This is a genomic window from Halomonas zincidurans B6, assembly GCF_000731955.1.
Taxonomy (GTDB): domain Bacteria; phylum Pseudomonadota; class Gammaproteobacteria; order Pseudomonadales; family Halomonadaceae; genus Modicisalibacter; species Modicisalibacter zincidurans.
On the sequence record NZ_JNCK01000001.1, the window covers coordinates 1,931,120 to 1,952,149 of the forward strand.

The following is a 21,030-nucleotide window of genomic DNA, read 5'->3' on the forward strand; positions in this document are numbered from 1 at the left end:
GATCCCTGAAGACTCCAAAGGTGGCTGCGCGTGTCTAAATTGATGGTTTTCGCCGGGAACGCCAATCCCGAACTCGCCCGCAAGGTTGCCGAGGCACTCGACAACCGGCTGGGACATGCCACGGTCGGCCAGTTCAGCGATGGCGAAATCGCGGTCGAGATCAACGAGAACGTTCGCGGCAAGGACGTCTTCATCCTGCAGTCCACTTGCGCCCCGACCAACGACAATCTGATGGAACTGATCTTCATGGTGGACGCGCTGCGCCGCGCGTCCGCTGCGCGGATCACCGCCGTGGTGCCCTACTTCGGCTATGCCCGTCAGGACCGCCGGGTACGCTCGGCCCGCGTGCCGATCTCGGCCAAGGTGGTCGCCGACGTGATGGTCAAGGCCGGCGTCGACCGGGTGATGACCATGGACCTGCACGCCGATCAGATTCAGGGTTTCTTCGACGTGCCCGTCGACAACGTCTATGGCTCGCCGATCCTGCTCGACGACATCGAGCGCCAGAATTACGACGACCTGGTCGTCGTCTCGCCGGACGTCGGCGGCGTGGTGCGCGCGCGCGCCATCGCCAAGCAGCTCAATGCCGACCTGGCGATCATCGACAAGCGCCGTCCACAAGCCAATCACGCCCAGGTGATGCACATCATCGGCGAGATCGAGGACCGCACCTGCGTGGTGGTCGACGACATGGTCGATACCGCCGGCACGCTGTGCAAGGCTGCCGAAGCGCTCAAGGATCACGGCGCCCGTCGCGTCGTCGCCTACGCCACGCACCCGATCCTGTCCGGTCCCGCGGTCGACAACATCAGCGGATCGGTGCTTGACGAACTCGTCGTGGCCGATACCATTCCGCTGTCCGAAACCGCGCGGCGCAGCGGCAAGATCCGCCAGCTGTCGGTTGCCGGGCTGATCGCCGAGGCGATCCGCCGAGTCAGCAACGAAGAATCCGTAAGCGCGATGTTCCACTGAACGTCGCGTTGAGGCATTTGCCTCGGATACGTGCGCCGCGAGGCGCTACCGGAAACGCCATCGTCTGGTCGCGGGCGATGGCGATTTCCTTATTTCAAACCCGCGAGGTTACATCAATGTCCGATTATCAACTCACCGCCAATGTTCGTCACGACCTGGGGAAAGGTGCGAGCCGCCGCCTGCGTCGTGAGAACCAGCAGGTCGCTGCCATCATCTATGGCGGCGAAAAGGCACCGCAGCCGATCACCATCGACAAGCCGGCCTTCTACAAGGCGATCGAGGAAGAGGCGTTCTTCTCATCGATCATCAACATCGATGTCGATGGCGCCAAGGAACAGGTCGTCGTCCGTGACCTGCAGCGCCATCCCTTCAAGGCACTGGTCACTCACGCCGACTTCCTGCGTGTCGACGCGACGCATGAGATGACACTCAACGTGCCGCTGCATGTGATCGGCGAAGACAGCAACCAGAGCATCAAGGAAAAGACCGGCGTGTTGCACGTACTGGCCAATGAAGTCGAAGTCAGCTGCTTGCCGAAGGACCTTCCGGAATATCTGGAAGTCGACATTGCGGAACTCGCTATCGGCGACACCCTGCACCTGTCCGATCTCAAGCTGCCGCAGGGCGTGACGCTGGTCGAGCTGTCTCACGGCGAAGAGCATGATGCCGGTGTGGCCAGCATCACCCGTCCGACAGTCGCTGCTGCCGATGAAGAGGAAGAAGACACAGTGCAGGACGAGAGCGGCGAAGAACAGAGCAAGGACAAGTCCGAGTAATCGGCACCTGTCCGGGACGCAACCAGCAAGGCACCTGCATGAGCCACGTCAAAGCGATCATCGGCCTGGGCAATCCAGGCGCGAACTACGCCGAAACCAGGCACAATGCGGGTGCCTGGCTGGTCGAAGCCCTGGCGCGCGACAGCCACACGCCGCTGCGCATGGAGAAGAAGTTCCTCGGCGAATACGCCAAGATCCACTACGCCGGACGCGATCTGCACCTGCTCAATCCGACCACCTTCATGAACCGCAGCGGCGCGGCTGTCGCCGCGCTTTGCCAGTTCTTCAAGCTCGCCCCCGACGAGTTGCTCGTCGCCCATGACGAGCTGGACATCGATCCCGGCACCGCTCGCTACAAGACCGGCGGCGGTCATGGCGGCCACAACGGGCTGCGCGACACCATCAGCGCGCTGGGCAACAGCAATGCCTTCCATCGCCTGCGCATCGGCATCGGCCACCCCGGCGACGCCAAGCAGGTCACCAACTATGTGCTGGGGCGGCCCGGCAAGGCCGAACGCCAGGCCATCGATGCCGCGCTCGACGAGTGCCTGCGCACGCTACCCGACGCCCTGGGCGGCGACTGGGCCAAGGCCATGAATCGCCTGCACAGCTTTTCCGCCTGAGGCTGAAAAGCGTAGCCATAAGCTTGAAGCTTTAAGCTGGAAGAAAAACCAACGGAATCAGGACGAGACGCCATACAAGGCAATGGTCCGGGTTTTGGGTTTCTTACGGCTTACAGCTTACAGCTCATTTCCCGTAGAATACCCGCCATTGCGTTCACGCCTTTCTGCATCTTCAGGACCACATCATGGGTTTCAATTGCGGCATCGTCGGCCTGCCCAACGTCGGCAAGTCCACGCTCTTCAATGCATTGACCAAGTCGGGTATCGACGCCGAGAATTTCCCGTTCTGCACCATCGAACCGAATACCGGCATCGTGCCGATGCCCGACCCGCGCCTCGACAAGCTGGCCGAGATCGTCAAGCCCGAGAAGGTGATTCCGACCACCATGGAGTTCGTCGATATCGCCGGGCTGGTCGCCGGCGCCTCCAAGGGCGAAGGTCTCGGCAACCAGTTCCTCGCCAATATCCGCGAGACCGAGGCGATCGCCCATGTGGTGCGCTGCTTCGACAACGACAACGTCATCCATGTCGCCAACCAGGTCGATCCCCGCGCCGACATCGAGATCATCAACATGGAGCTCGCGCTGGCCGACCTGGATACCGTCGAGCGCGCCAGCCAGCGCCTGGCGCGCGCGGTCAAGGGCGGCGACAAGGACGCCACCGCCACCAAGGCGGTACTCGACCGCATCCAGCCACACCTCGCCGAGGGCCAGCCGCTGAGAAGCTTCGGTCTTTCCGACGAGGACAAGCGCCAGGTCAAGAGTTTCGGCTTTCTGACCCTCAAGCCGACCATGTACATCGCCAACGTCAACGAGGACGGCTTCGAGACCAATCCCTATCTCGACGTGGTCCGCGAAATCGCCGCCGAGGAAGGCGCCGTGGTGGTGCCGGTGTGCAACCAGCTCGAAGCCGAGATCGCCGAACTCGACGCCGAGGAGCGCGGCCTGTTCCTCGACGAGATGGGCATGAGCGAGCCCGGCCTGGACCGGGTGATCCGCGCCGGCTACAGCCTGCTCGGCCTGCAGACCTATTTCACCGCCGGGGTCAAGGAAGTGCGCGCCTGGACGGTCAAGGTCGGTGCCACCGCGCCGGAGGCCGCCGGGGTGATTCATACCGATTTCCAGAAGGGCTTCATCCGTGCCGAGGTGGTCGGCTACAAGGACTTCGTTGCGCTGGGCGGCGAAGCCGGCGCCAAGGAGGCCGGCAAGTGGCGTCTCGAGGGCAAGGAGTACGTGATCAAGGACGGCGATGTGGTGCACTTCCGCTTCAATGTCTGAACACCCGGCTGTTCGTACGGATAACGTTGACACCTCAAGGTGTTATGGGTAATATTCGCCTCCGTTGAAGGGCTACGTAGCTCAGCTGGTTAGAGCACATCACTCATAATGATGGGGTCCCCTGTTCGAATCAGGGCGTAGCCACCAGTTATACCAGACGCCTCGCCGGTTCGCCGACGAGGCGTCTTCGTTGCCTCCCGCCCTGATGGACAGCGCTTACGGCAATGCCCTGCCCAGCAGGCGCGGCTCGCGCTCCAGCGTCACCCCGAAGCGCTCGACGACCATGTCGGCGACGCGGCGCGCCAGCGCCAGCAACTCATCGACGCTGCCCCCGCCGTGGTTGACCAGCACCAGCGCCTGGCGGTCATGGATACCGACCCGCCCCTCTCGCAGTCCCTTGAGACCGCATTGGTCGATCAGCCAGCCGGCGGCCAGCTTGACGCGCCCATCGCCGAGCGGGAAATGCGGCATCGTCGGATACTCGGCCAGCAAGGCCTGGGCGCGCTCGGCCGCGACCACCGGGTTCTTGAAGAAGCTCCCGGCATTGCCGAGCAGCGCAGGGTCGGGCAGTTTCTCGCGGCGCACCTGACTGACCGCGGCGACCACCTCGCTGGCGCTGGGCGAAGGGCTCAGCCGCGCGGCCAGATCGCCATAATCGAACCGCGGCGCCGGTCGGGTGGACAGGCGCAGCACCAGTCGGGTAATCAGCACCCGGCCGTCGAGGGCGTGCTTGAAGACACTGTCGCGATAGCCGAAGGCGCACTCGTCGCGACTCAGGACCGCCTCGCGCCCGTCGTCGAGATACATAAGGTGCACGCTCTCCAGCAGATCGGCGAGCTCGACGCCATAGGCACCGATGTTCTGGATCGGCGCCGCGCCGACGCGCCCGGGTATCAGCGCCAGGTTCTCGGTTCCCCACAGCTCGTGCGCCGCCAGCGCTTGGACCAACGCATGCCAGTTCATGCCGGCTTCGACATGCACGCGCAGCGTCTTCGCGTCGAGCGCTTCCAGCCACCAGTCGGCGAACTCGGCCTGCACTACCAGCCCCGGCAGCCAGGGACGCAGAATCAAATTGCTGCCGCCGCCCAGCACGCTGACCGGCCAGCCATTGCGGCGCGCCTCGCCAAGCACCCGCCGCGCCTCGTCGAGATCGGCGAGCGCGGCGAAACGCTCGGCGCGGCACGCCAGCCCCAGGGTATTGGCCGCACCGAGGTCGACATCGTGACGAATCATCGCGGCGCCGCCTCGAGCGCGCGACGATCCGGGCCCTTGCCGGCATGCCAATCGCCGATCCCGCAGGAATCGACCTCGACCTGCCGGTCCAGGCCAGCGGCGGCGAGCCGCGCGCGCAGCACGCCTTCGACGGTGGATGAACGGCAGATATTGCCCAGACAGACGAACGGTACGCGGATCATGACCTGGAGCCTCGGCGACTAGTGCGAAAGAAACGCTGCAGCCTGGCGGCTAGCCTGCGAAGAGGCCGCGTACGCGCTCGAGATCCTCGACGCTGTCGACGCCCGCCGGATGGGCCTGGCGAGCCAGGCCCACCTGGATGTGCCGGCCGTGATGCAGGGCGCGCAACTGCTCGAGCTGCTCCAACTGCTCCAGCGGGCTCGGCAGCCAGTCGACGTAGGCGGCCAGAAAATCGGCACGGTAGGCGTAGAGCCCGAGGTGACGCAGCCAGGCATCGGTCGCCAAGGCCTCGGGGCGTGCAGCGAATTGCTCGCGGTCCCAGGCCTCTCGATTCCAAGGAATCGGCGCCCGGGAAAAGTACAGCGCCCGACCGTGGATGTCGCGCACCACCTTGACCACATTGGGGTTGAACAGCGTCTCGATGTCGCTGATCGGCTCGGCCAGCGTGGCGATCGAAGCTTCGGCGTCGTCGCCCAGCCTGAGCGCCACCTGAGCGATGGCCGAGGGCGGCAACAGCGGCTCGTCGCCCTGCACGTTGACCACGATGGTCTCGGCGGAAAGCCCCAGCGTCTCGGCGACCTCGGCGAGCCGGTCGGTGCCCGAAGGGTGGTCGACGCGGGTCATCAGCGCCTCGCCGCCGGCGGCCTCCACCGCCCGCAGGATGCGCGCGTCGTCGGTGGCCACCACCACCCGCCCCGCGCCGCTGGCGATCGCCTGCTGCCAGACACGCACCACCATCGGCTGGCCGGCGATGTCGAGCAGCGGCTTGCCCGGCAGGCGGCTGGAACCGTAGCGGGCCGGAATCACCACCACAAAGTGCTCGGCGGCTTCGCCCACGTCCTGACTTGCGATCCGACTCAAGACGCTGCCCCCGGTTGCGCATCGCCGGGGCCGGCGCGCTTGTGGAGCTTCTCGTCGACATCCATGACGCGCGCTTCTTCCTCGAGCATCACCGGGATGTCGTCGCGGATCGGGTACGCCAGGCCATCGAAGTGGCACTTGAGTTCGCCGCGCTGGCGGTCGTACTTGAGCTTGCCCTGGCAAAGCGGGCAGACCAGCATGGCCAGCAGTTCCTTATCCATGAGTTACCTCGCAGGTCGCGGGTTGTAGGGTTTCGAGCCGGTCGCGCAGCCAGGCGACGAATGCCGGCTCCGGCCGGGCCTCGACATCCAGCGCCCAGCAGCGCTGATTGGCGAACCGTCGGCACTTGACGGCGTCCTTGGCGGTCATCACCACCGGACGATTGTCGGCGAAGCACAGATCGCCGGCGCTATAGCGATGATGGTCGGGCAACGGATGGGCGTCGTGCTCGACGCCCAGCGCCGCGAGCGTGGCGAAGAAACGCGGCGGATGGCCGATCCCCGCCAGCGCGTGCACACGCCCGGCGAACGGCAGCTGCTCGACCGGATAGCAGACGCCGTCGGTGAGATGCCGCCAGCGCGCCGGCGCCAGCGTCATGGCATACCCGCCGGTCGGCAAGCCCGCCACCGTCGGCGCGCCGTTGATTATTACCGCGTCGACCGTGCGCAGACGCTCCAGCGGCTCGCGCAACGGCCCCGCCGGCAGGCAATGGCCGTTGCCGAAGCCGCGCGCGCCGTCGACCACCACCAGTTCGATATCGCGGCCCAGCGCCAGATGCTGCAGGCCGTCGTCGGCGATCACGATATCGCAACCGGCGGCGATCAGCTTGCGCGCGCCGCGCGGGCGATCGGGATCGACCACCACCGCCAGCCCGGTCTGCTGGGCGAGCATCAACGGCTCGTCGCCGCTCTGCGCGGCATCGCTGTCGACGTTGACGTACAGCGGATAACGCGGCGCATCGCCGCCGTAACCGCGCGAGACGATGCCCGGCTGCCAGCCCTGCTCCGCCAGCCAGCGCGCCAGCCAGGCGACCAGCGGCGACTTGCCGGTGCCGCCCAGGGTCAGGTTGCCGACCACGATCACCGGCACCGGCGAGCGCCACCGGGTCTTGCGTCCTGCCGCGTAGGCTCGCTGGCGGGCGCCGACCACCTGGCGGTAAAGCCAGGCCAGGGGTCGCAGCGTCTGCAGCCAGGCGGCGTCGCGATACCAGGCCTCGCTCAGCCGACTCATGCCGCCGCTTCCTGAAACTGCAGCCGGTAGAGCGACGCGTAGGCGCCCTCGCGCTCGAGCAGCTCGCTGTGGCTGCCACTCTCGACGATCCGGCCCTGCTCCATCACCAGGATACGATCGGCGCGCTCGATGGTCGACAGGCGGTGGGCGATGACGAAGGTGGTGCGTCCGCGGCAGACCTCCTCCAGCGCACGCTGGATGTAGCGCTCGGATTCGCTGTCCAGCGCCGAGGTCGCTTCATCCAGCACCAGCAATGGAGAGTCCTTGAAGATCGCCCGGGCGATCGCCAGGCGCTGGCGTTGGCCGCCGGACAGCATCACGCCGTTGTCGCCGACCACGGTGTCGTAGCCCTGCGGCAATTGGGCGATGAATTCGTCGGCATAGGCCGCCCGCGCCGCGACCTCGACCGCCTCGCGATCGGCATCGGGCACGCCGTAGGCGATGTTGGCGGCGACCGAGGCATTGAACAGCGTCACCTGCTGCGAGACCAGCGCGATCTGACGACGCAGCGGCGACAGGCGATAGTCCTCGACGGCCACCTCATCGATCGTCACGCGGCCCCGGGTCGGCCGATAGAAGCGCGGCAATAGATTGACCAGTGTCGACTTGCCGCTACCCGAGCGGCCGACGATGGCGATCATCTCGCCAGCCTCGACGTGCAGATCGATGCCCTTGAGCACGTCGGGCTGATCGTCGCCGTAGGCGAAATGCACGCCCTCGAAGGCGACTCGTCCGGCGATTGCCGCGGGCTCGCGCCGCCCTTCATCGATCTCGACCGGCACCTCGAGCAGGCGAAACAGCTCGCTGGCGGCCGCCAGGCCCTTCTGGATGACCGAGTTGATGTCGGTGAGCTGCTTGATTGGATTGGCCATCAACGCAGCAGCAGTGATGAAGGCGACGAATTCGCCGGGCGTCATGTTGGCCATCAGGCTCGGCGCCATCGCCAGCCACACCAGGCCGGCCAGCGCCATCGCCACCAGCAACTGGATGATCGGCGTGCTGGTCGCCTTGGTCAGCGCTTCCTTGAGGCTCTGATCGCGGTTATAGGCGCTGGCGGCGGCGAAGCGGCGCTTCTCGTAGTCCTCGGCACCGTGGGTGCGCACCACCTTGTAGCCGGTCAGCGCCTCGGAGGCAACATGGGTGACGTCCCCCATCGAGTGCTGGATGCGTCGCGAGATGCGCCGGAAACGCTTGCTGGCATAACTCACCGCCAGCCCGATCAGCGGCGTCACGGTGAGAAACAGCATGGTCAGCAGCCAGTTGGTCCACAGCAGATAGCCGATCAGACCGATCACGAACAGGCCTTCACGAAGGATGATGGTGATCGCATTGGTCGCTGCGCCGGTGACCTGCTCGACGTGATAGGTGACCCGCGAGATCAGGTGCCCGCTCGAGTGCGAGTCGAAGAAGCGCCCGGGCAGGTGGAGCATGTGATTGAACACGCTGCAACGCAGCGAATGCACCACGTTACGCGCCACGTTACTCATGTAGAAAGTGCCGAGAAAGGTCCCCACGCCGCGCAGCGCGAACATGCCGATCACGAACAGCGGCAGGAATAGCCGAAAAGCGGCATCGGGATTTTGAATGCCCTCGATCAGGCGCTTCATCATCTCGGCCAGCGCAGTACTCGAGGCGGCGTAGATTGCGTAGCCGACGAACGCCGCAGTGAAGTACTTCCAGTACGGGCGCACATAGCCGATCAAGCGCCGATAGAGGGTCCAGCTGGTTGCTTGGGTCACGGCGTCTCCGCTTGGTTGAGAGGTTCTGACGGCGCGCGGGTAGCGATGCGCACGCGTTGGATACCCAGCGCGGCCGCCTGGTCGAGGGCTCCGACCACCGCCGCGTGGCTGGCCTGACCGTCGGCTTCCACCACCAGCCCCTGTTCGCGGGCCACGCCGGCGCGTTCACTCAGCGCCTGGCGCAGCATCTCGGTGGCCGTGAAGGTTCGACCGTCCAGCCGGTAGTCGCCGCCGCGGGTCACCACCACGGTCACCGGCGAAGCGCTGACGGGTGCACCACTCTCACTCGCCGGCAGCGTCAGCTCCAGCGCCTCGCGCGTCTCGAAGGTGGTCGAGACCATGAAGAAAATCAACAGCAGGAATACCACGTCGATCAGCGGCGTGAGATTGACCTCTGCCGGCTCCCGGTGGCGTCGAGCGAACTTCATGGGCGCGCTCCACGCAGGTCGCGCCGCTCGGCCAGTGTCAGCTCGCTGCCATGATGGGCGAGAAACTCGACCACCTGCCCGGCCTGCTCCTCCATGCGTACCGTGATGTCCTCGACGCGCCGCTGAAAATAGCGGTGGAACATCAAGGCCGGAATCGCCACGGTCAGCCCTGCGGCAGTAGTCACCAAGGCCTGGGAGATGCCGCCGGCGAGCTCGGCGGTCTGTTCGGCGCCCTCGGCGGAAACGATCACCGCGAAGACCTGGATCATCCCCACCACCGTGCCCAGCAGACCGATCAGCGGGGTGATCGAGGCGATCGTCCCCAGCGGACTGAGAAAGCGCTCCATGTCGTGGATCACCGCGGTCGCCGCCTCCTGGAGCCGGGCGCGTACCTGGTCCTGACCCAGCCGGGCATTGCGCAGCCCCGCCGCGAGAATGCCGCCGAGTGGCGAGTGGCTCTCCAGCCAGTAGAGGTTGACCTGCCCCTGCTGGATCAGCTCGCAGACCTCCTGGCCAAGATGTGGCGGAGCGATCCGCGCAATGCGCAGGCTCCACAACCGCTCGAGGATGATCAGCGTCGCGAACAGTGAGCAGCCCACGAGGGGCAGCATCAACAGGCCGCCGGCCAGTAAAGCGTCGTACATGTTCATTCAGCCCATCTCCCGGTCATCAGCCGATCTATCCGCGGCTCCATCATTGCCCTGCCTGTTCCTCGAGAGCCACCCACACGGGTCCGAACGCAACCACCCCGAACGCAGCTAAGCTACTCTTGCGCGAAGGCGTCCCGGTACGGCGATTCTACCGCATGGCAGCGCCCATCGACACCGCCACGCCAGCCCGCCGGCTCGCGTTCGACAGCCACCGGATGCGCCGATTGGCCCCCCAGCCGGAAGGTCACCGCGCCGTCCGTGGCGGTATTCCACAGGCAACTGCCGGCGGCGCGGAAGCGCCGCACCACGCTCGCCGCCGGATGTCCGAGCGGATTGTCGCGCCCGGCGCTGAACACCACATGCGAAGGCCGACTGGCCGCGACCCAGCTCGGCGACGAGCTGCTGCGGCTGCCGTGATGCCCCGCCACCAGCACGCTGACCGGGCCCGGCAAAGCCTCCGCGAGGCGTCGTTCGACCTCGGCGCTGGCATCGCCACTGACCAGCAGACGCTGATCGCCGGCCTCGACCAGTAACACGCAGGAGCGGTCGTTGGACTCGCGCCCGGCCAGGTCGGCTCCCGCCGGGGGCCCCAGGAAACGAAACTCGACCCCATCCCAGCGCCAACGGCTACCCGCCCGGCAGGCACGATCGTCCACGCCCAGCCCGACAACGCCCGGCGAGTACCAGCGTCCGACATCGTGCAACTCGCGCAGCGCCGCCATGCCGCCGGCGTGATCGCGATCGCTGTGGCTGACGATGACCGCATCGAAGGCCTGGCCAGGCGGCCAGAGCGTTTCCAGCGGCATGAAGCCGGAGCGAAAACGCGGCCCGGTATCGTACAGCAAGCGGTGATTTGCCGTACGCAGCTCCAACAGCTGCCCCTGGCCGACGTCGTTGACACGCACCTGCAGCGTACCGGTCGTAATATTCGGCGGCGTCAGCGTCATGGCCATCAGCAATAGTGCCGCGCTACCGACCCAACGCGGGGTGCGCGCCACTCCGGGCAGCGCCCACAATGCCGTCAGCAGGACCAACCCCAGGGCCAGCGGCCAGGCCTGCCAAGCCGGTGGCTGCCACAACGGCATCACGCTTTCGCCCCAGACCAGCAGCGCCTGCAGCGCGTGGGCCAGCAGCGCGAACAACTGCCAGAGGCCTTCGGCCAGCGGCGGCACCCAGGCCAGCAACCAGCCAGCCAGCCCCAGCGGCACCATCAGACTGCCCACTACAGGCACGATGAGTAGGTTGACCAGCGGCGCCGCCGGCGCCAACCGATCGAAGGCCAGCAGTACCGCCGCCGCCATCAGCGGCGCCAGCAGGCCTTGCGTGCGCAGCAACGCCAGCAGCCAACCCCGGCCACCGCTGGGTCGCGTGCGCCCCTGCCAGATCACGATCAGCAGGCCCACGGCAACGAAGGACAACCACAGCCCGGGACGCCACAGCGCCAACGGGTCGAGCAACACGATGACCGCCAGCGCCAGCCACCAGCCCTGCCAGGGGCCGGGTGCGTGCCGCCCACTGGCGACCCATAGCCCGATCAGGGTCATGATCATCGCCCGCAGGGCCGGTGGCTCGAGTCCCGCCAACCAGGCGTAGCCGATCGCCGCCGCCGCGGCACACCACCAGGGCCAGGTTGCCAGCCGCCAGCGCCGGGGTGTGACCAACCGGGCCAGACCGCGCGTCAGCCCCAGCATCAGCGCCGCCACCAGGCCGACGTGCAGGCCCGAGACGACCATGACGTGGGTCGTACCGGTGGCATTGAGCAGTTCCCAGTCGGCGCTATCGAGCCGCTCGGCCGCACCCAACGTCAAGGCCGCCAGCCAACGTCGGGCCAGCGGGTCGTCGACATGCCGGTCGAGATAACCGAGCGCCGTCTGGCGAACCCCCGGCCGACCCACGGCCAGGCGCTGCGGTGGCGGCGCATCGCGAACGTAGCCGGTAGCATCGATGCCCTCGCGCCACAGCCAGGCGCCGTAATCGAAGCTATCCGGGTTGGCAAAGCCGGCCGACGGACGCAGCCGCAGCGTCAGCCGCCAGCGATCGTTCACTGCCAGCGCCGGCGGGTCGTACCAGCTGACCCGTACCTGGTCGAGCGCGGCACAGCTCGGCCGTTCGGACTCGCGCGGCCGGCAGGCCTCCACGGCCAGCCGCAGTCGCATGAAGCGCCCCTCGTCGCTGAACGAGAGAATCCGGACCTGTGTCGTCAAATCGGCGCGCGACAGTCCTTGCGGCAGTTGCGAGCCGCGTGCCAGCAGCACCTGACCGGCACTCACGGCCAGCACGGCGATCAGCAGCGCCAGGCGGTAACGTCGCACGGCCAGGGCCATCAGCAGGGCCAGCGCCAGGCCGCCAAGGAGCCCGGGCAATGCCAGCGTACCGAGCAGGCCGCCCAGGATAGCGGCGCTGGCCAGGGGCGGCGCCAGGCCGACGGGGGGCAAGCGAAGATCGGGGATGTGCGTGGAACCTCCCAATGATCGAGCATGGCAGGACGCCAACCAACCATGGATAATAGCCGTAACCCGAGCCAGCGAGCGAGATCATGCCGCGCCGCCTGTTACAGCGCTACATGCCCCACCCGGACGTTCTCAAGCGCAACCGCTCGCTGCGCTTCATGAGCGGCCTGATCGGCAATGCCACGCTATGGGTGCTGACTCGCCGCTCGGTGGGCAATGCCTTCATGGTCGGGTTGTTCTGCGCCTTGCTGCCGATTCCCTTCCAGATGGTCGTCGCCGCGATGGGCGCCTGGCTGCTGCGCTGCAACCTGCCGCTCTCGGTGGGCCTGGTATGGCTGACCAACCCGTTGACCATACCAATCATCTTCTATGCCAACTACCGCCTCGGTGCCTGGCTGATGAACACCCCGGCGCGCCACGTCCCCGAGCAGATCAACATTCACTGGATCGCTGCCAAGATGGCCGACATCCTGCCTCCGCTGATCCTCGGCTCGCTGGTCGCGGCGGTAACCCTGGGACTCGCCAGCAACCTGATCATTCGCCTGATATGGCGCTGGCACGTGGCACGCAGCTGGAAGCGCCGTGCCCGGCGGCGCCGCCACGCCGAACCGAACTAGCCCGCCGGCTGCAGGCGCCCGCCATCGAGGTGCAACACCCGATCCTGATGAGCCGCCAGACCGCGGTCGTGGGTCACCACGACGAAGGCACAAGCGGCGGTCGCGGCGAGCTCGTCCATCAGCGCGAGGATGCTCGAGGCGGTGGCCTGGTCGAGGTTGCCGGTGGGCTCGTCCATCAGCATCACGCTGGGATCGGTTATCAGCGCCCGGGCGATCGCCACCCGTTGACGCTCGCCGCCGGACAGCTCGCCGGGCTTGTGGTCGGTACGTGGCGCCATGCCCACCTTGGCGAGGATTTCACCGGCCCGCGCCTCGGCGACCTTGCGCTTGAGACCGCGGATGAGCAGCGCCAGGGCGACGTTCTCGCGCGCCGTGAACTCGGCCAGCAGGTGGTGAAACTGGTAGACGAAACCGATATGCCGGTTGCGAAAGCGCCCCAGCTCGGCGGCGTCGAGCCCGGCCAGGTCCTGGCCGGCGATACGCACGGTGCCGCCACTTGGCTGGTCGAGCCCGCCGAGCAGATTGAGCAGCGTGGTCTTGCCCGACCCCGAACTGCCCACCACCGCCACGCGCTCGCCGGCGCGCACCGCGAGTTCGAGCCCGTCGAGCACGGTGACGTCCTGCGGGCCTTCGCGGTAGGTACGGCCCAGCCCCCGGCATTCGAGCATGACCTGACGCGTGTCAGCCTCGGCAGAAACAGAAAGTGTGGATCGAGATGCTTCATTCATAACGCAATACCTCCGCAGGCTGGACTCGCGCCGCCCGCCAGGCGGGATACAGCGTCGACAGGAAGCTCAGGCCAAAGGCCGCCGCGACGATCACGGCCACGTCGCTCCACAGCAGTTGCGAAGGCAGGTAGCTGATGAAATAGACATTGGGATCGAGGAACTGGATACCCGTGAGCGCCTCGAAGCCAGCAATGATGTCCGACACCGTCAGCGCCAGCCCGATGCCCAGGGCCACCCCCGCGACGATGCCGATCAGGCCGATCGTCAGCCCCTGGACGATGAAGATGCCCATGATGGTCCGCGGCGTCGCGCCCAAGGTCCGCAGGATGGCGATGTCGGCATGCTTGTCGGTGACCACCATGACCAGTGTCGAGACGATGTTGAACGCCGCCACGGCGACGATCACCAGCAGCAGCAGGCCGATCATGCGCTTTTCCATCTGAATCGCCTGGAACAGGTTGCCCTGGGTATAGGTCCAGTCGATGCCGCGATAGCCATAGCCCAGATCCTGGACGATCTCGCGGGTCAAGTCGCTGGCCAGAAACAGATCGTCGAGCTTGAGGCGCAACCCACCCACGTTGTCGCCCATCCGCGCCAGGGTCTGCATGTCCTGGATATTGGCGTAGGCCAGCCGCGCATCCAGGTCCGCACCGACCTTGAAGATGCCGCTGACCGTGAAGCGCTTGAGCCGCGGGAACACCCCCCCGGGGGTGATCGAGGCCTCGGGCACCAGCAAGGTGACCTGGTCGCCGACGCCGACGCCCAGATTGCGTGCCAGCAGATCTCCGAGCACGACATTCCAGTCGCCGGGGGTCAGGTCGTCCAGGTTACCCTGCGGCATGTTCTGGTCGATGATCGATACGCGCTTCTCGTACTTCGGCTCGATTCCCCAGACCAGCACGCCTTCGTTGCGCCCGCCGACCGAAAACATGCCCTGCTGCTGGATGTAGGGCGCGGCCGCCAGCACATGTTCGCGCTGCACCAGACGCTCGGCCAGCGGCTTCCAGTCGCTCATGCCCTGCGGCTTCTCGATGCGCGTGTGCGGCACCATGCCGAGCACCCGGGTACGCAGTTCATGATCGAAGCCATTCATCACCGAAAGCACCAGAATGAGCACCGCCACGCCGAGCATCAGGCCCAGCATCGAGGTCATCGAGATAAATGAAATGAAATGATTGCGTCGTTTGGCGCGCACGTAGCGCAGCCCGATCAGAAAGGGGAGGCGATCCAGCATCAACATCGGTTCCTTGTCGGCAGGCGACCCATGGTACGGTTTTTTTGGCGGCGACGCATCGCCGGGCCAAGCGACCCGGGACGACGCCTCGCCCGCCGCGTTCGATAAGGCTTGCATCGACCCCGGCGGCGACTACAATTGCGCCGCCCGGCTTGCGGCTCGCCCGCTACGATAGCCACCATGGAGACCCCATGACACAGCGTCTGTTCCCCGAATGGCACCTCCAGGATGCCATACAGCTTACCTGGCCCGGCGCGGAGAGCGACTGGGCACCGATCCTGCCACGCATCGAGGCGACGCTGGAGGCCATGGTCGTGACGATCGCCCGCCATCAGCGCGTGCTGATCAGCGTCGCCGACGAGGCCACCCGCCAACGCCTGGGGGCGAGCTTTCGCCAGCTGGGCATCGAGCGCGCCCGATTGCTGTTCGTGCTGGCGCCCAGCGACGACAGCTGGGCGCGTGACCATGGCCCGCTCGCCATCGAACGCGACGGCCGCGTGGTGCTACTCGACTACCGCTTCACCGGCTGGGGCGGCAAGTTTCCGGCGGCGCGCGACGACGCGCTGACGTCACGACTCCAAGCCGCCGGCGTGTTCGCCGCGCCCGTCGAGACGCGCGAGCTGATACTTGAAGGCGGCGCCATCGACAGCGACGGCGCAGGTACGCTGCTGACCACCGAGGCCTGCCTGCTCAATCCCAATCGCAACCCGCGGCTCGATCGTCAGGCGCTGGAAGCGCGGCTGCGCGACGAGCTGGGCATCGAGCGGGTACTGTGGCTGCGTCACGGTCACCTCGAGGGCGATGACACTGATAGTCATGTCGACACCCTGGCACGTTTCTGCGATCCGCAGACCATCGCCTACGTACGCTGCGACGATCCGACCGATTCGCATTATGCCGCACTGCGCGCCATGGAAGCCGAACTCGAGGCGCTGCGCCGCGCCGACGGCGAGCCCTACCGGCTGATTCCACTGCCCTGGCCCAGGCCCTGCTTCGACCCCGAAGACGGCCACCGCCTGCCGGCCACCTACGCCAACTTCCTGATCATCAACGGCGCGGTATTGGTGCCGGTCTATGCCGACCCCGCCGATGCCCGGGCGCTGGCGGCGCTGGCCGAGGCCTTTCCCGAGCGCGAAGTGATCCCCATCGATTGCCGCAGTGTGATCCGCCAGCACGGCAGTCTACACTGCCTGACCATGCAACTTCCGCGAGGCAGCCTGGCCGATACCGGGCTCTCACCTAACGACGAGGAGCGTTGAGATGCAAAAGACCCTCAAGGTGGGCCTGGTCCAGCAGCAGGCCTGGCCGGACAAGGCGCGCAGCCTGGAAGCCAGCGAAGCGGGCATCCGCGAGCTCGCCGAGCGTGGCGCCGAGCTGGTGCTGCTGCAGGAGCTGCATGCCACCCATTACTTCTGCCAGAGCGAGGACGCCGAGCTGTTCGACCTCGCCGAGCCGCTCGACGGCCCGACCGCCACCCGGCTGGCGGAACTCGCTCGCGAGCTCGACATCGTGCTGGTCGGCTCGCTGTTCGAGCGCCGCGCCGCGGGGGTCTATCACAACACCGCCGTGGTCATGGATCGTCATCACGGGCGCGTCGGCTTCTATCGCAAGATGCACATTCCCGACGATCCCGGTTTCTACGAGAAATTCTACTTCACCCCCGGCGACGCCGACGCCGAACAGGGCTTCGAGCCGATCGACACCTCGCTCGGTCGGCTCGGCGTGCTGGTGTGCTGGGATCAGTGGTATCCCGAGGCCGCCCGCCTGATGGCGCTGGCCGGCGCCGAGCTGCTGCTCTACCCCACGGCGATCGGCTGGCATCCGCCCGACGACCTGCCCGAGAAGGGCCGCCAGAAGGACGCCTGGACGCTGGTCCAGCGCGCCCACGGCGTGGCCAACGGCCTGCCGGTGCTGGTCGCCAACCGGGTCGGCAACGAGCCCGATCATAGCGGCGCCAGCGAAGGCATCCACTTCTGGGGCGGCAGTTTCATCTGCGGGCCGCAGGGCGAACTGCTCGCCCACGCCGGCGACGTGCCCGAAAACCTGCTGGTCGAACTCGACATGCGCCGCAGCGAACACGTCCGCCGCATGTGGCCCTACCTGCGCGACCGGCGCATCGACGCCTATGGCGACCTGACCAAGCGTTACCGCGACCGCTAGGCGTCGTTCCTTTAATCACTGCCTCTATGCTGCGGCGTGTTGCCGCCCTGCGTTTGTCATCGCCGTCGATTGACTTAAAATAGTCGCCTGGCCGCCCGAGGGCGGCCGGAACCATCATCCGGTCCGTCCTTTACGCGGACGACCCACTGGAGAACGACATGAGTCAAGCCATCGTCGTGGCGACGCTGTACAAGTTCGTCACGCTGCCCGATTACCAGGCCCTGCGCGAGCCGCTGCTCGAGGTCATGCGCGACAACGACGTCAAGGGCACCCTGTTGATCGCCGAGGAGGGCATCAACGGCACCGTCTCCGGCCCCCGCGGCGGGATCGACGCCCTGCTCGATTGGCTCGGGCGCGACGCGCGCTTCGCCGATATCGCGCACAAGGAGTCGTACTGCGACGCCCATCCGTTCTACCGTACCAAGGTCAAGCTCAAGCGCGAGATCGTCACCCTCGGCGTGCCTCAGGTCGATCCCAATCGCAAGGTCGGCAGCTATGTCGAACCGACGGACTGGAACGCGTTGATCAGCGACCCCGAGGTGCTGGTGATCGATACCCGCAATGACTATGAAGTCGAGATCGGTTCCTTCGAGGGGGCGATCAACCCCCGGACACGCTCGTTCCGCGAGTTTCCCGAGTACGTCAAAGCCCACTACGACCCTGCCCGCCACAAGAAGGTGGCGATGTTCTGCACCGGCGGGATTCGCTGCGAGAAGGCCTCGAGCTACCTGCTCGATGAAGGCTTCGAGTCGGTCTACCACCTCAAGGGCGGCATCCTGAGCTACCTGGAACAGGTCCCCGAGCAGCAGTCGCTGTGGCGGGGAGACTGCTTCGTGTTCGACAACCGGGTCACCGTGCGCCACGATCTCAGCGAAGGCGAGTTCGACCAATGCCACGCCTGCCGACGGCCGATCTCCGAGCAGGATCGCGCCTCGCACAAGTACCGCCCCGGGGTCAGCTGCCCGCATTGTTGGGACGCGCTGCCCGAGAAGACCCGCGCGCGCGCCGCCGAGCGCCAGAAACAGATCGACCTGGCCAAGGCGCGGCGCAAGCCCCATCCGATCGGCCGCGACCCGCGCGCCGAGCAGGCCTGACTGGCCGAGGCGCTATTCCCAATCCATGGGGCAATAGCGTCTTTTAGACCATCATGCCCGTGACAGATCTCTTCACGGCTTCTATGATTGGCTTGGATAACGGTATAAAAAGGTCAATCGAAGGATGGAACTGCAATATCGCCTGCTCGCCGAACTGGAAGCCGCCTTTGATCGGCTGATCGAAAGCGTCGAGGGTTTGGCCACGCTCTATGAGCGCGCCCCCCGCCAGGCGTGGGCGCTCGACGAGCCTCACCCCGGCAGCGACTGGCTACGCCGGGCGCTGTTCGACTTCTGGTATCAGGATGGTCAGGACGGCCGTACCACCCGCAGTTACGTGGCGCTGATAGCCGCCGATGAAGCGCTCCTCGAGGCGGTGGCCAGCGTCAACCGCACCAAGGCCGATTTTGCCGCGCTGCTCGCGCAGATCCGTCAGCAGGCGGCAATCCTCGTTCCGGAAATCAAGGCGGTACTGCCGTTTCGCCACCCGGCGTTGCACGACCACCTGCGTGGCCAGGGTCTCGCGCGGTTGCATCTCAAGCAATGCTGGCGGCACATTCCGGTGGCCGACGCGCCACTGTCGCGGATTAGGCTGGCCTGGTACAGCAGCGGGCGTTCGATCAAGCGGCTCACGGTACGCGAGGCCGAGCAGAAGCTGCTGGCGCTCGACAGCGAGGCCGCCCACGTGCGCATCCAGCTCAGGCAACTGGCAGGCATCCCCGATGGCGAACCCTTGGCCCAGGTACAGCGTCAGGCGCCGGTCATGCGCGCCAACCTGTTCTTTCAGGAGCCCTTGGCCGATGGCCGCGAGCGACGCGCCATGAACCTGCCGCTGCCGCTGTTCATCCCGGCAGCGGATGGCCGCCTGCCCCATCACAACGAGCCGTTACCGCGCCCACCCCGGGACCGGACGCGGGCACGCCGCAGCGATGAACGGCTCGAGGACGAGGTCTTCCTGCCCAGCCTGCGCGTCTATCGATACCGCAGCGTATAGGCGTCAGGCGTCATGATCGGTATCCGGCAGGTGCTTGAAGCGCACGTAACGATGCAGACGAATCAACGGGCGCAGCAATAGCTGAAGGCTGCCAATGACGAACAGCCAGACCCCCAGCGTCTTGACGCTGCCTTCGAAGAAGAAGCACACGCTGCCCACCGTAAACCATACGCCGAGCATGACGTCGTTGACGATGCTGAGGACTTCATAGCGCTGATGAATGACCAGCTCTTCATGGCCGATGGTGAAGGTCCAGTCGCGACTGTCGGCATGGCGCTCCCGGCGCATGGCAAGGCTCCTGTCTGTCATTGGGCGAACCGGCCCGCCGCGACGGGCCGGGCTTTTCGAGAAATCAGAACAAGCGATTCAGACCGTTCTGAGCCGCCACCCGGTAGGCTTCCGCCATGGTCGGATAGTTGAAGGTGGTGGTGATGAAGTACTTGAGGCTGTTGGCCTCGCCGGGCTGACGCATGATCGCCTGGCCGATGTGGACGATCTCGGAGGCCTGGTCGCCGAAGCAATGGATGCCCAGGATCTCCAGGCTGTCGCGATGGAACAGGATCTTGAGCATGCCCACGGTATCGCCGGTGATCTGCGCCCGTGCGGTGTCCTTGAAGAACGCCTGGGCCACCTCGTAGGGCACCTTGGCCTCGGTGAGTTCGCGCTCGCTCTGGCCGACCGAGCTGATTTCCGGAATCGTGTAGATGCCGGTGGGAATGTCCTCGACGAACCGGAACGGCTCGTCGAGAAAGTCGTCGCTGGCGCTGCGCCCCTGATCGTAGGCGGCACTCGCCAGGCTCGGCCAGCCGATCACGTCGCCCACCGCGTAGATGTGCGGGATCATCGTGCGGTAATGCTCGTCGACCGGCAGCTGGCCGCGTCCGTTGGCTTCGAGGCCGACGTTCTCGAGGCCCAGTTCATCGGTGTTGCCGGTGCGGCCGTTGGCCCACAGGAAGGCGTCGGCACGCAGCTTCTTGCCCGACTTGAGATGCACCACCACGCCCGCCTCGTCGCCCTCGATTCTCTCGTACTCCTCGTTGTGGCGCACCAGCACGCCGTGCTGACGCAGGTGATACGAGAGCGCATCGCTGATCTCGTCGTCGAGAAACGACAGCAATCGATCACGCGTATCGATCAGATCGACCTTGACTCCCAGCCCCGAGAAGATCGAGGCATATTCGGAACCGATGACCCCGGCACCGTAGATGATCAGGGTTCGCGGGGTGTGGGACACGCCGAGAATGGTATCCGAGCAGTAGATACGCGGGTGACGGAAGTTGACATCGCCCGGCCGGTAGGGCCTTGAGCCGGTAGCCACCACGATGCGCTGAGCGATCAGTTCCTCGGCGCCTTCGTGGTTGTCGCGTACCACCAGGGTGTGCTCATCCTTGAAGCGCGCCACGCCGAAGAACACATCGATCCGGTTACGTGCATAAAAGGTGGTGCGCATCTCGACTTGCTGTTCGATGGTCGCTCGCGAGCGCTCGAGCACCCTGGGGAACGAGAACCAGCGCGGCTCGCCGATATCGCGGAACATGCGGTTGGTATTGAACTGCATGATCTGCTTGACCTGATGACGCAACGCCTTGGAAGGAATCGTCCCCCAGTGCGTGCAATTACCACCCACCGCTGGCTGCTTTTCGATCACCGCCACGCGCTTGCCATGCTTGGCAGCGTTGATCGCCGAGCTCTCACCGGCCGGGCCGGTACCGATCACCACCACATCGTAGTTATGCACTGCCATTGGCTGTCGCGTCTCCTCTACTGAGTGGTAACTGCTTGTGAGT

General features: G+C 66.0%; 21 protein-coding genes, 1 tRNA gene and 1 pseudogene. 10 read left to right on the top strand and 13 right to left on the bottom strand.

The annotated features are described in order from the left end of the window. Positions 1-30 precede the first annotated feature (30 nt). From HALZIN_RS0109075 to HALZIN_RS0109095, 5 genes are all read left to right on the top strand, one after another. Complete coding sequence (locus HALZIN_RS0109075) at positions 31-972, top strand: ribose-phosphate pyrophosphokinase (RefSeq protein WP_201448188.1); 942 nt, start codon at positions 31-33, stop codon at positions 970-972. A 116-nt stretch (positions 973-1,088) separates the two neighbouring features. After that, positions 1,089-1,748: a 50S ribosomal protein L25/general stress protein Ctc gene (locus HALZIN_RS0109080; protein WP_031383905.1), complete on the top strand. Its 660-nt coding sequence runs from the start codon at positions 1,089-1,091 to the stop codon at positions 1,746-1,748. Between the two features lie 38 nt (positions 1,749-1,786). Next, positions 1,787-2,371, top strand: a complete 585-nt coding sequence (pth, locus tag HALZIN_RS0109085) for an aminoacyl-tRNA hydrolase (protein ID WP_031383906.1) — start codon at positions 1,787-1,789, stop codon at positions 2,369-2,371. 185 nt (positions 2,372-2,556) lie between these two features. Continuing rightward, positions 2,557-3,648, top strand: coding sequence for a redox-regulated ATPase YchF (gene ychF / locus HALZIN_RS0109090; protein WP_031383907.1), 1,092 nt, complete (start codon positions 2,557-2,559; stop codon positions 3,646-3,648). A 70-nt stretch (positions 3,649-3,718) separates the two neighbouring features. Further along, a tRNA-Met gene (locus HALZIN_RS0109095) sits at positions 3,719-3,795 on the top strand. A gap of 69 nt (positions 3,796-3,864) precedes the next feature. Here the strand turns inward: HALZIN_RS0109095 and murB are convergent. The 9 genes and pseudogenes from murB to HALZIN_RS0109140 form a co-directional block, all read right to left on the bottom strand. Then, the gene (gene murB, locus HALZIN_RS0109100) at positions 3,865-4,881 is read right to left on the bottom strand and encodes a UDP-N-acetylmuramate dehydrogenase (protein WP_031383908.1); all 1,017 of its coding nucleotides are present in this window, start codon (positions 4,879-4,881) and stop codon (positions 3,865-3,867) included. A 5-nt stretch (positions 4,882-4,886) separates the two neighbouring features. Next, positions 4,887-5,060: pseudogene (locus HALZIN_RS0109105) on the bottom strand (arsenate reductase/protein-tyrosine-phosphatase family protein); the annotation flags it as partial. 52 nt (positions 5,061-5,112) lie between these two features. After that, the gene (gene kdsB, locus HALZIN_RS0109110; protein ID WP_051907613.1) at positions 5,113-5,913 is read right to left on the bottom strand and encodes a 3-deoxy-manno-octulosonate cytidylyltransferase; all 801 of its coding nucleotides are present in this window, start codon (positions 5,911-5,913) and stop codon (positions 5,113-5,115) included. A 5-nt stretch (positions 5,914-5,918) separates the two neighbouring features. Beyond that, on the bottom strand, positions 5,919-6,143 hold the full coding sequence (locus tag HALZIN_RS0109115) for a Trm112 family protein (protein ID WP_031383911.1): 225 nt from the start codon (positions 6,141-6,143) through the stop codon (positions 5,919-5,921). Then, positions 6,136-7,152: a tetraacyldisaccharide 4'-kinase gene (lpxK, locus tag HALZIN_RS0109120; RefSeq protein WP_031383912.1), complete on the bottom strand. Its 1,017-nt coding sequence runs from the start codon at positions 7,150-7,152 to the stop codon at positions 6,136-6,138. The genes HALZIN_RS0109115 and lpxK overlap by 8 nt, the downstream gene beginning before the upstream one ends. Then, a complete protein-coding gene (gene msbA, locus HALZIN_RS0109125; RefSeq protein ID WP_031383913.1) occupies positions 7,149-8,891 on the bottom strand; it encodes a lipid A export permease/ATP-binding protein MsbA in 1,743 nt (580 codons plus the stop codon). The genes lpxK and msbA overlap by 4 nt, the downstream gene beginning before the upstream one ends. Further along, a complete protein-coding gene (locus HALZIN_RS0109130) occupies positions 8,888-9,319 on the bottom strand; it encodes an ExbD/TolR family protein (RefSeq protein ID WP_031383914.1) in 432 nt (143 codons plus the stop codon). The genes msbA and HALZIN_RS0109130 overlap by 4 nt, the downstream gene beginning before the upstream one ends. Then, on the bottom strand, positions 9,316-9,969 hold the full coding sequence (locus HALZIN_RS0109135; RefSeq protein WP_231663177.1) for a MotA/TolQ/ExbB proton channel family protein: 654 nt from the start codon (positions 9,967-9,969) through the stop codon (positions 9,316-9,318). The genes HALZIN_RS0109130 and HALZIN_RS0109135 overlap by 4 nt, the downstream gene beginning before the upstream one ends. Before the next feature lie 113 nt (positions 9,970-10,082). Continuing rightward, complete coding sequence (locus HALZIN_RS0109140) at positions 10,083-12,404, bottom strand: DNA internalization-related competence protein ComEC/Rec2 (protein WP_231663176.1); 2,322 nt, start codon at positions 12,402-12,404, stop codon at positions 10,083-10,085. 101 nt (positions 12,405-12,505) lie between these two features. On the opposite strand from HALZIN_RS0109140, the gene HALZIN_RS0109145 reads away from it, so the two are divergent. Then, on the top strand, positions 12,506-13,036 hold the full coding sequence (locus tag HALZIN_RS0109145) for a DUF2062 domain-containing protein (protein ID WP_031383917.1): 531 nt from the start codon (positions 12,506-12,508) through the stop codon (positions 13,034-13,036). On the opposite strand, the gene HALZIN_RS0109150 is transcribed toward HALZIN_RS0109145, so the two are convergent. Beyond that, a complete protein-coding gene (locus HALZIN_RS0109150; RefSeq protein WP_031383918.1) occupies positions 13,033-13,764 on the bottom strand; it encodes an ABC transporter ATP-binding protein in 732 nt (243 codons plus the stop codon). The two genes, HALZIN_RS0109145 and HALZIN_RS0109150, sit on opposite strands and share 4 nt — an antisense overlap. Further along, positions 13,757-14,998: a lipoprotein-releasing ABC transporter permease subunit gene (locus HALZIN_RS0109155; protein ID WP_031383919.1), complete on the bottom strand. Its 1,242-nt coding sequence runs from the start codon at positions 14,996-14,998 to the stop codon at positions 13,757-13,759. Before HALZIN_RS0109155 ends, HALZIN_RS0109150 begins: the two co-directional genes overlap by 8 nt. Before the next feature lie 191 nt (positions 14,999-15,189). Between HALZIN_RS0109155 and HALZIN_RS0109160 the strand changes: the two genes are divergently transcribed. From HALZIN_RS0109160 to HALZIN_RS0109175, 4 genes are all read left to right on the top strand, one after another. After that, positions 15,190-16,257, top strand: a complete 1,068-nt coding sequence (locus HALZIN_RS0109160) for an agmatine deiminase family protein (RefSeq protein ID WP_031383920.1) — start codon at positions 15,190-15,192, stop codon at positions 16,255-16,257. A 1-nt stretch (position 16,258) separates the two neighbouring features. Further along, the gene (locus HALZIN_RS0109165; RefSeq protein WP_031383921.1) at positions 16,259-17,158 is read left to right on the top strand and encodes a carbon-nitrogen hydrolase; all 900 of its coding nucleotides are present in this window, start codon (positions 16,259-16,261) and stop codon (positions 17,156-17,158) included. Positions 17,159-17,316: 158 nt separating this feature from the next. Next, on the top strand, positions 17,317-18,252 hold the full coding sequence (trhO, locus tag HALZIN_RS0109170) for an oxygen-dependent tRNA uridine(34) hydroxylase TrhO (RefSeq protein WP_031383922.1): 936 nt from the start codon (positions 17,317-17,319) through the stop codon (positions 18,250-18,252). Positions 18,253-18,376: 124 nt separating this feature from the next. Further along, complete coding sequence (locus HALZIN_RS0109175) at positions 18,377-19,243, top strand: hypothetical protein (RefSeq protein ID WP_031383923.1); 867 nt, start codon at positions 18,377-18,379, stop codon at positions 19,241-19,243. Between the two features lie 3 nt (positions 19,244-19,246). Here HALZIN_RS0109175 and HALZIN_RS0109180 read toward each other — a convergent pair whose 3' ends face one another. Both HALZIN_RS0109180 and sthA read right to left on the bottom strand, forming a co-directional pair. Beyond that, complete coding sequence (locus tag HALZIN_RS0109180; RefSeq protein ID WP_031383924.1) at positions 19,247-19,531, bottom strand: YrhK family protein; 285 nt, start codon at positions 19,529-19,531, stop codon at positions 19,247-19,249. 64 nt (positions 19,532-19,595) lie between these two features. Beyond that, positions 19,596-20,987 (bottom strand): Si-specific NAD(P)(+) transhydrogenase, encoded by a 1,392-nt coding sequence (gene sthA / locus HALZIN_RS0109185; RefSeq protein ID WP_031383925.1) that lies wholly within the window; start codon positions 20,985-20,987, stop codon positions 19,596-19,598. Positions 20,988-21,030: the final 43 nt, after the last annotated feature.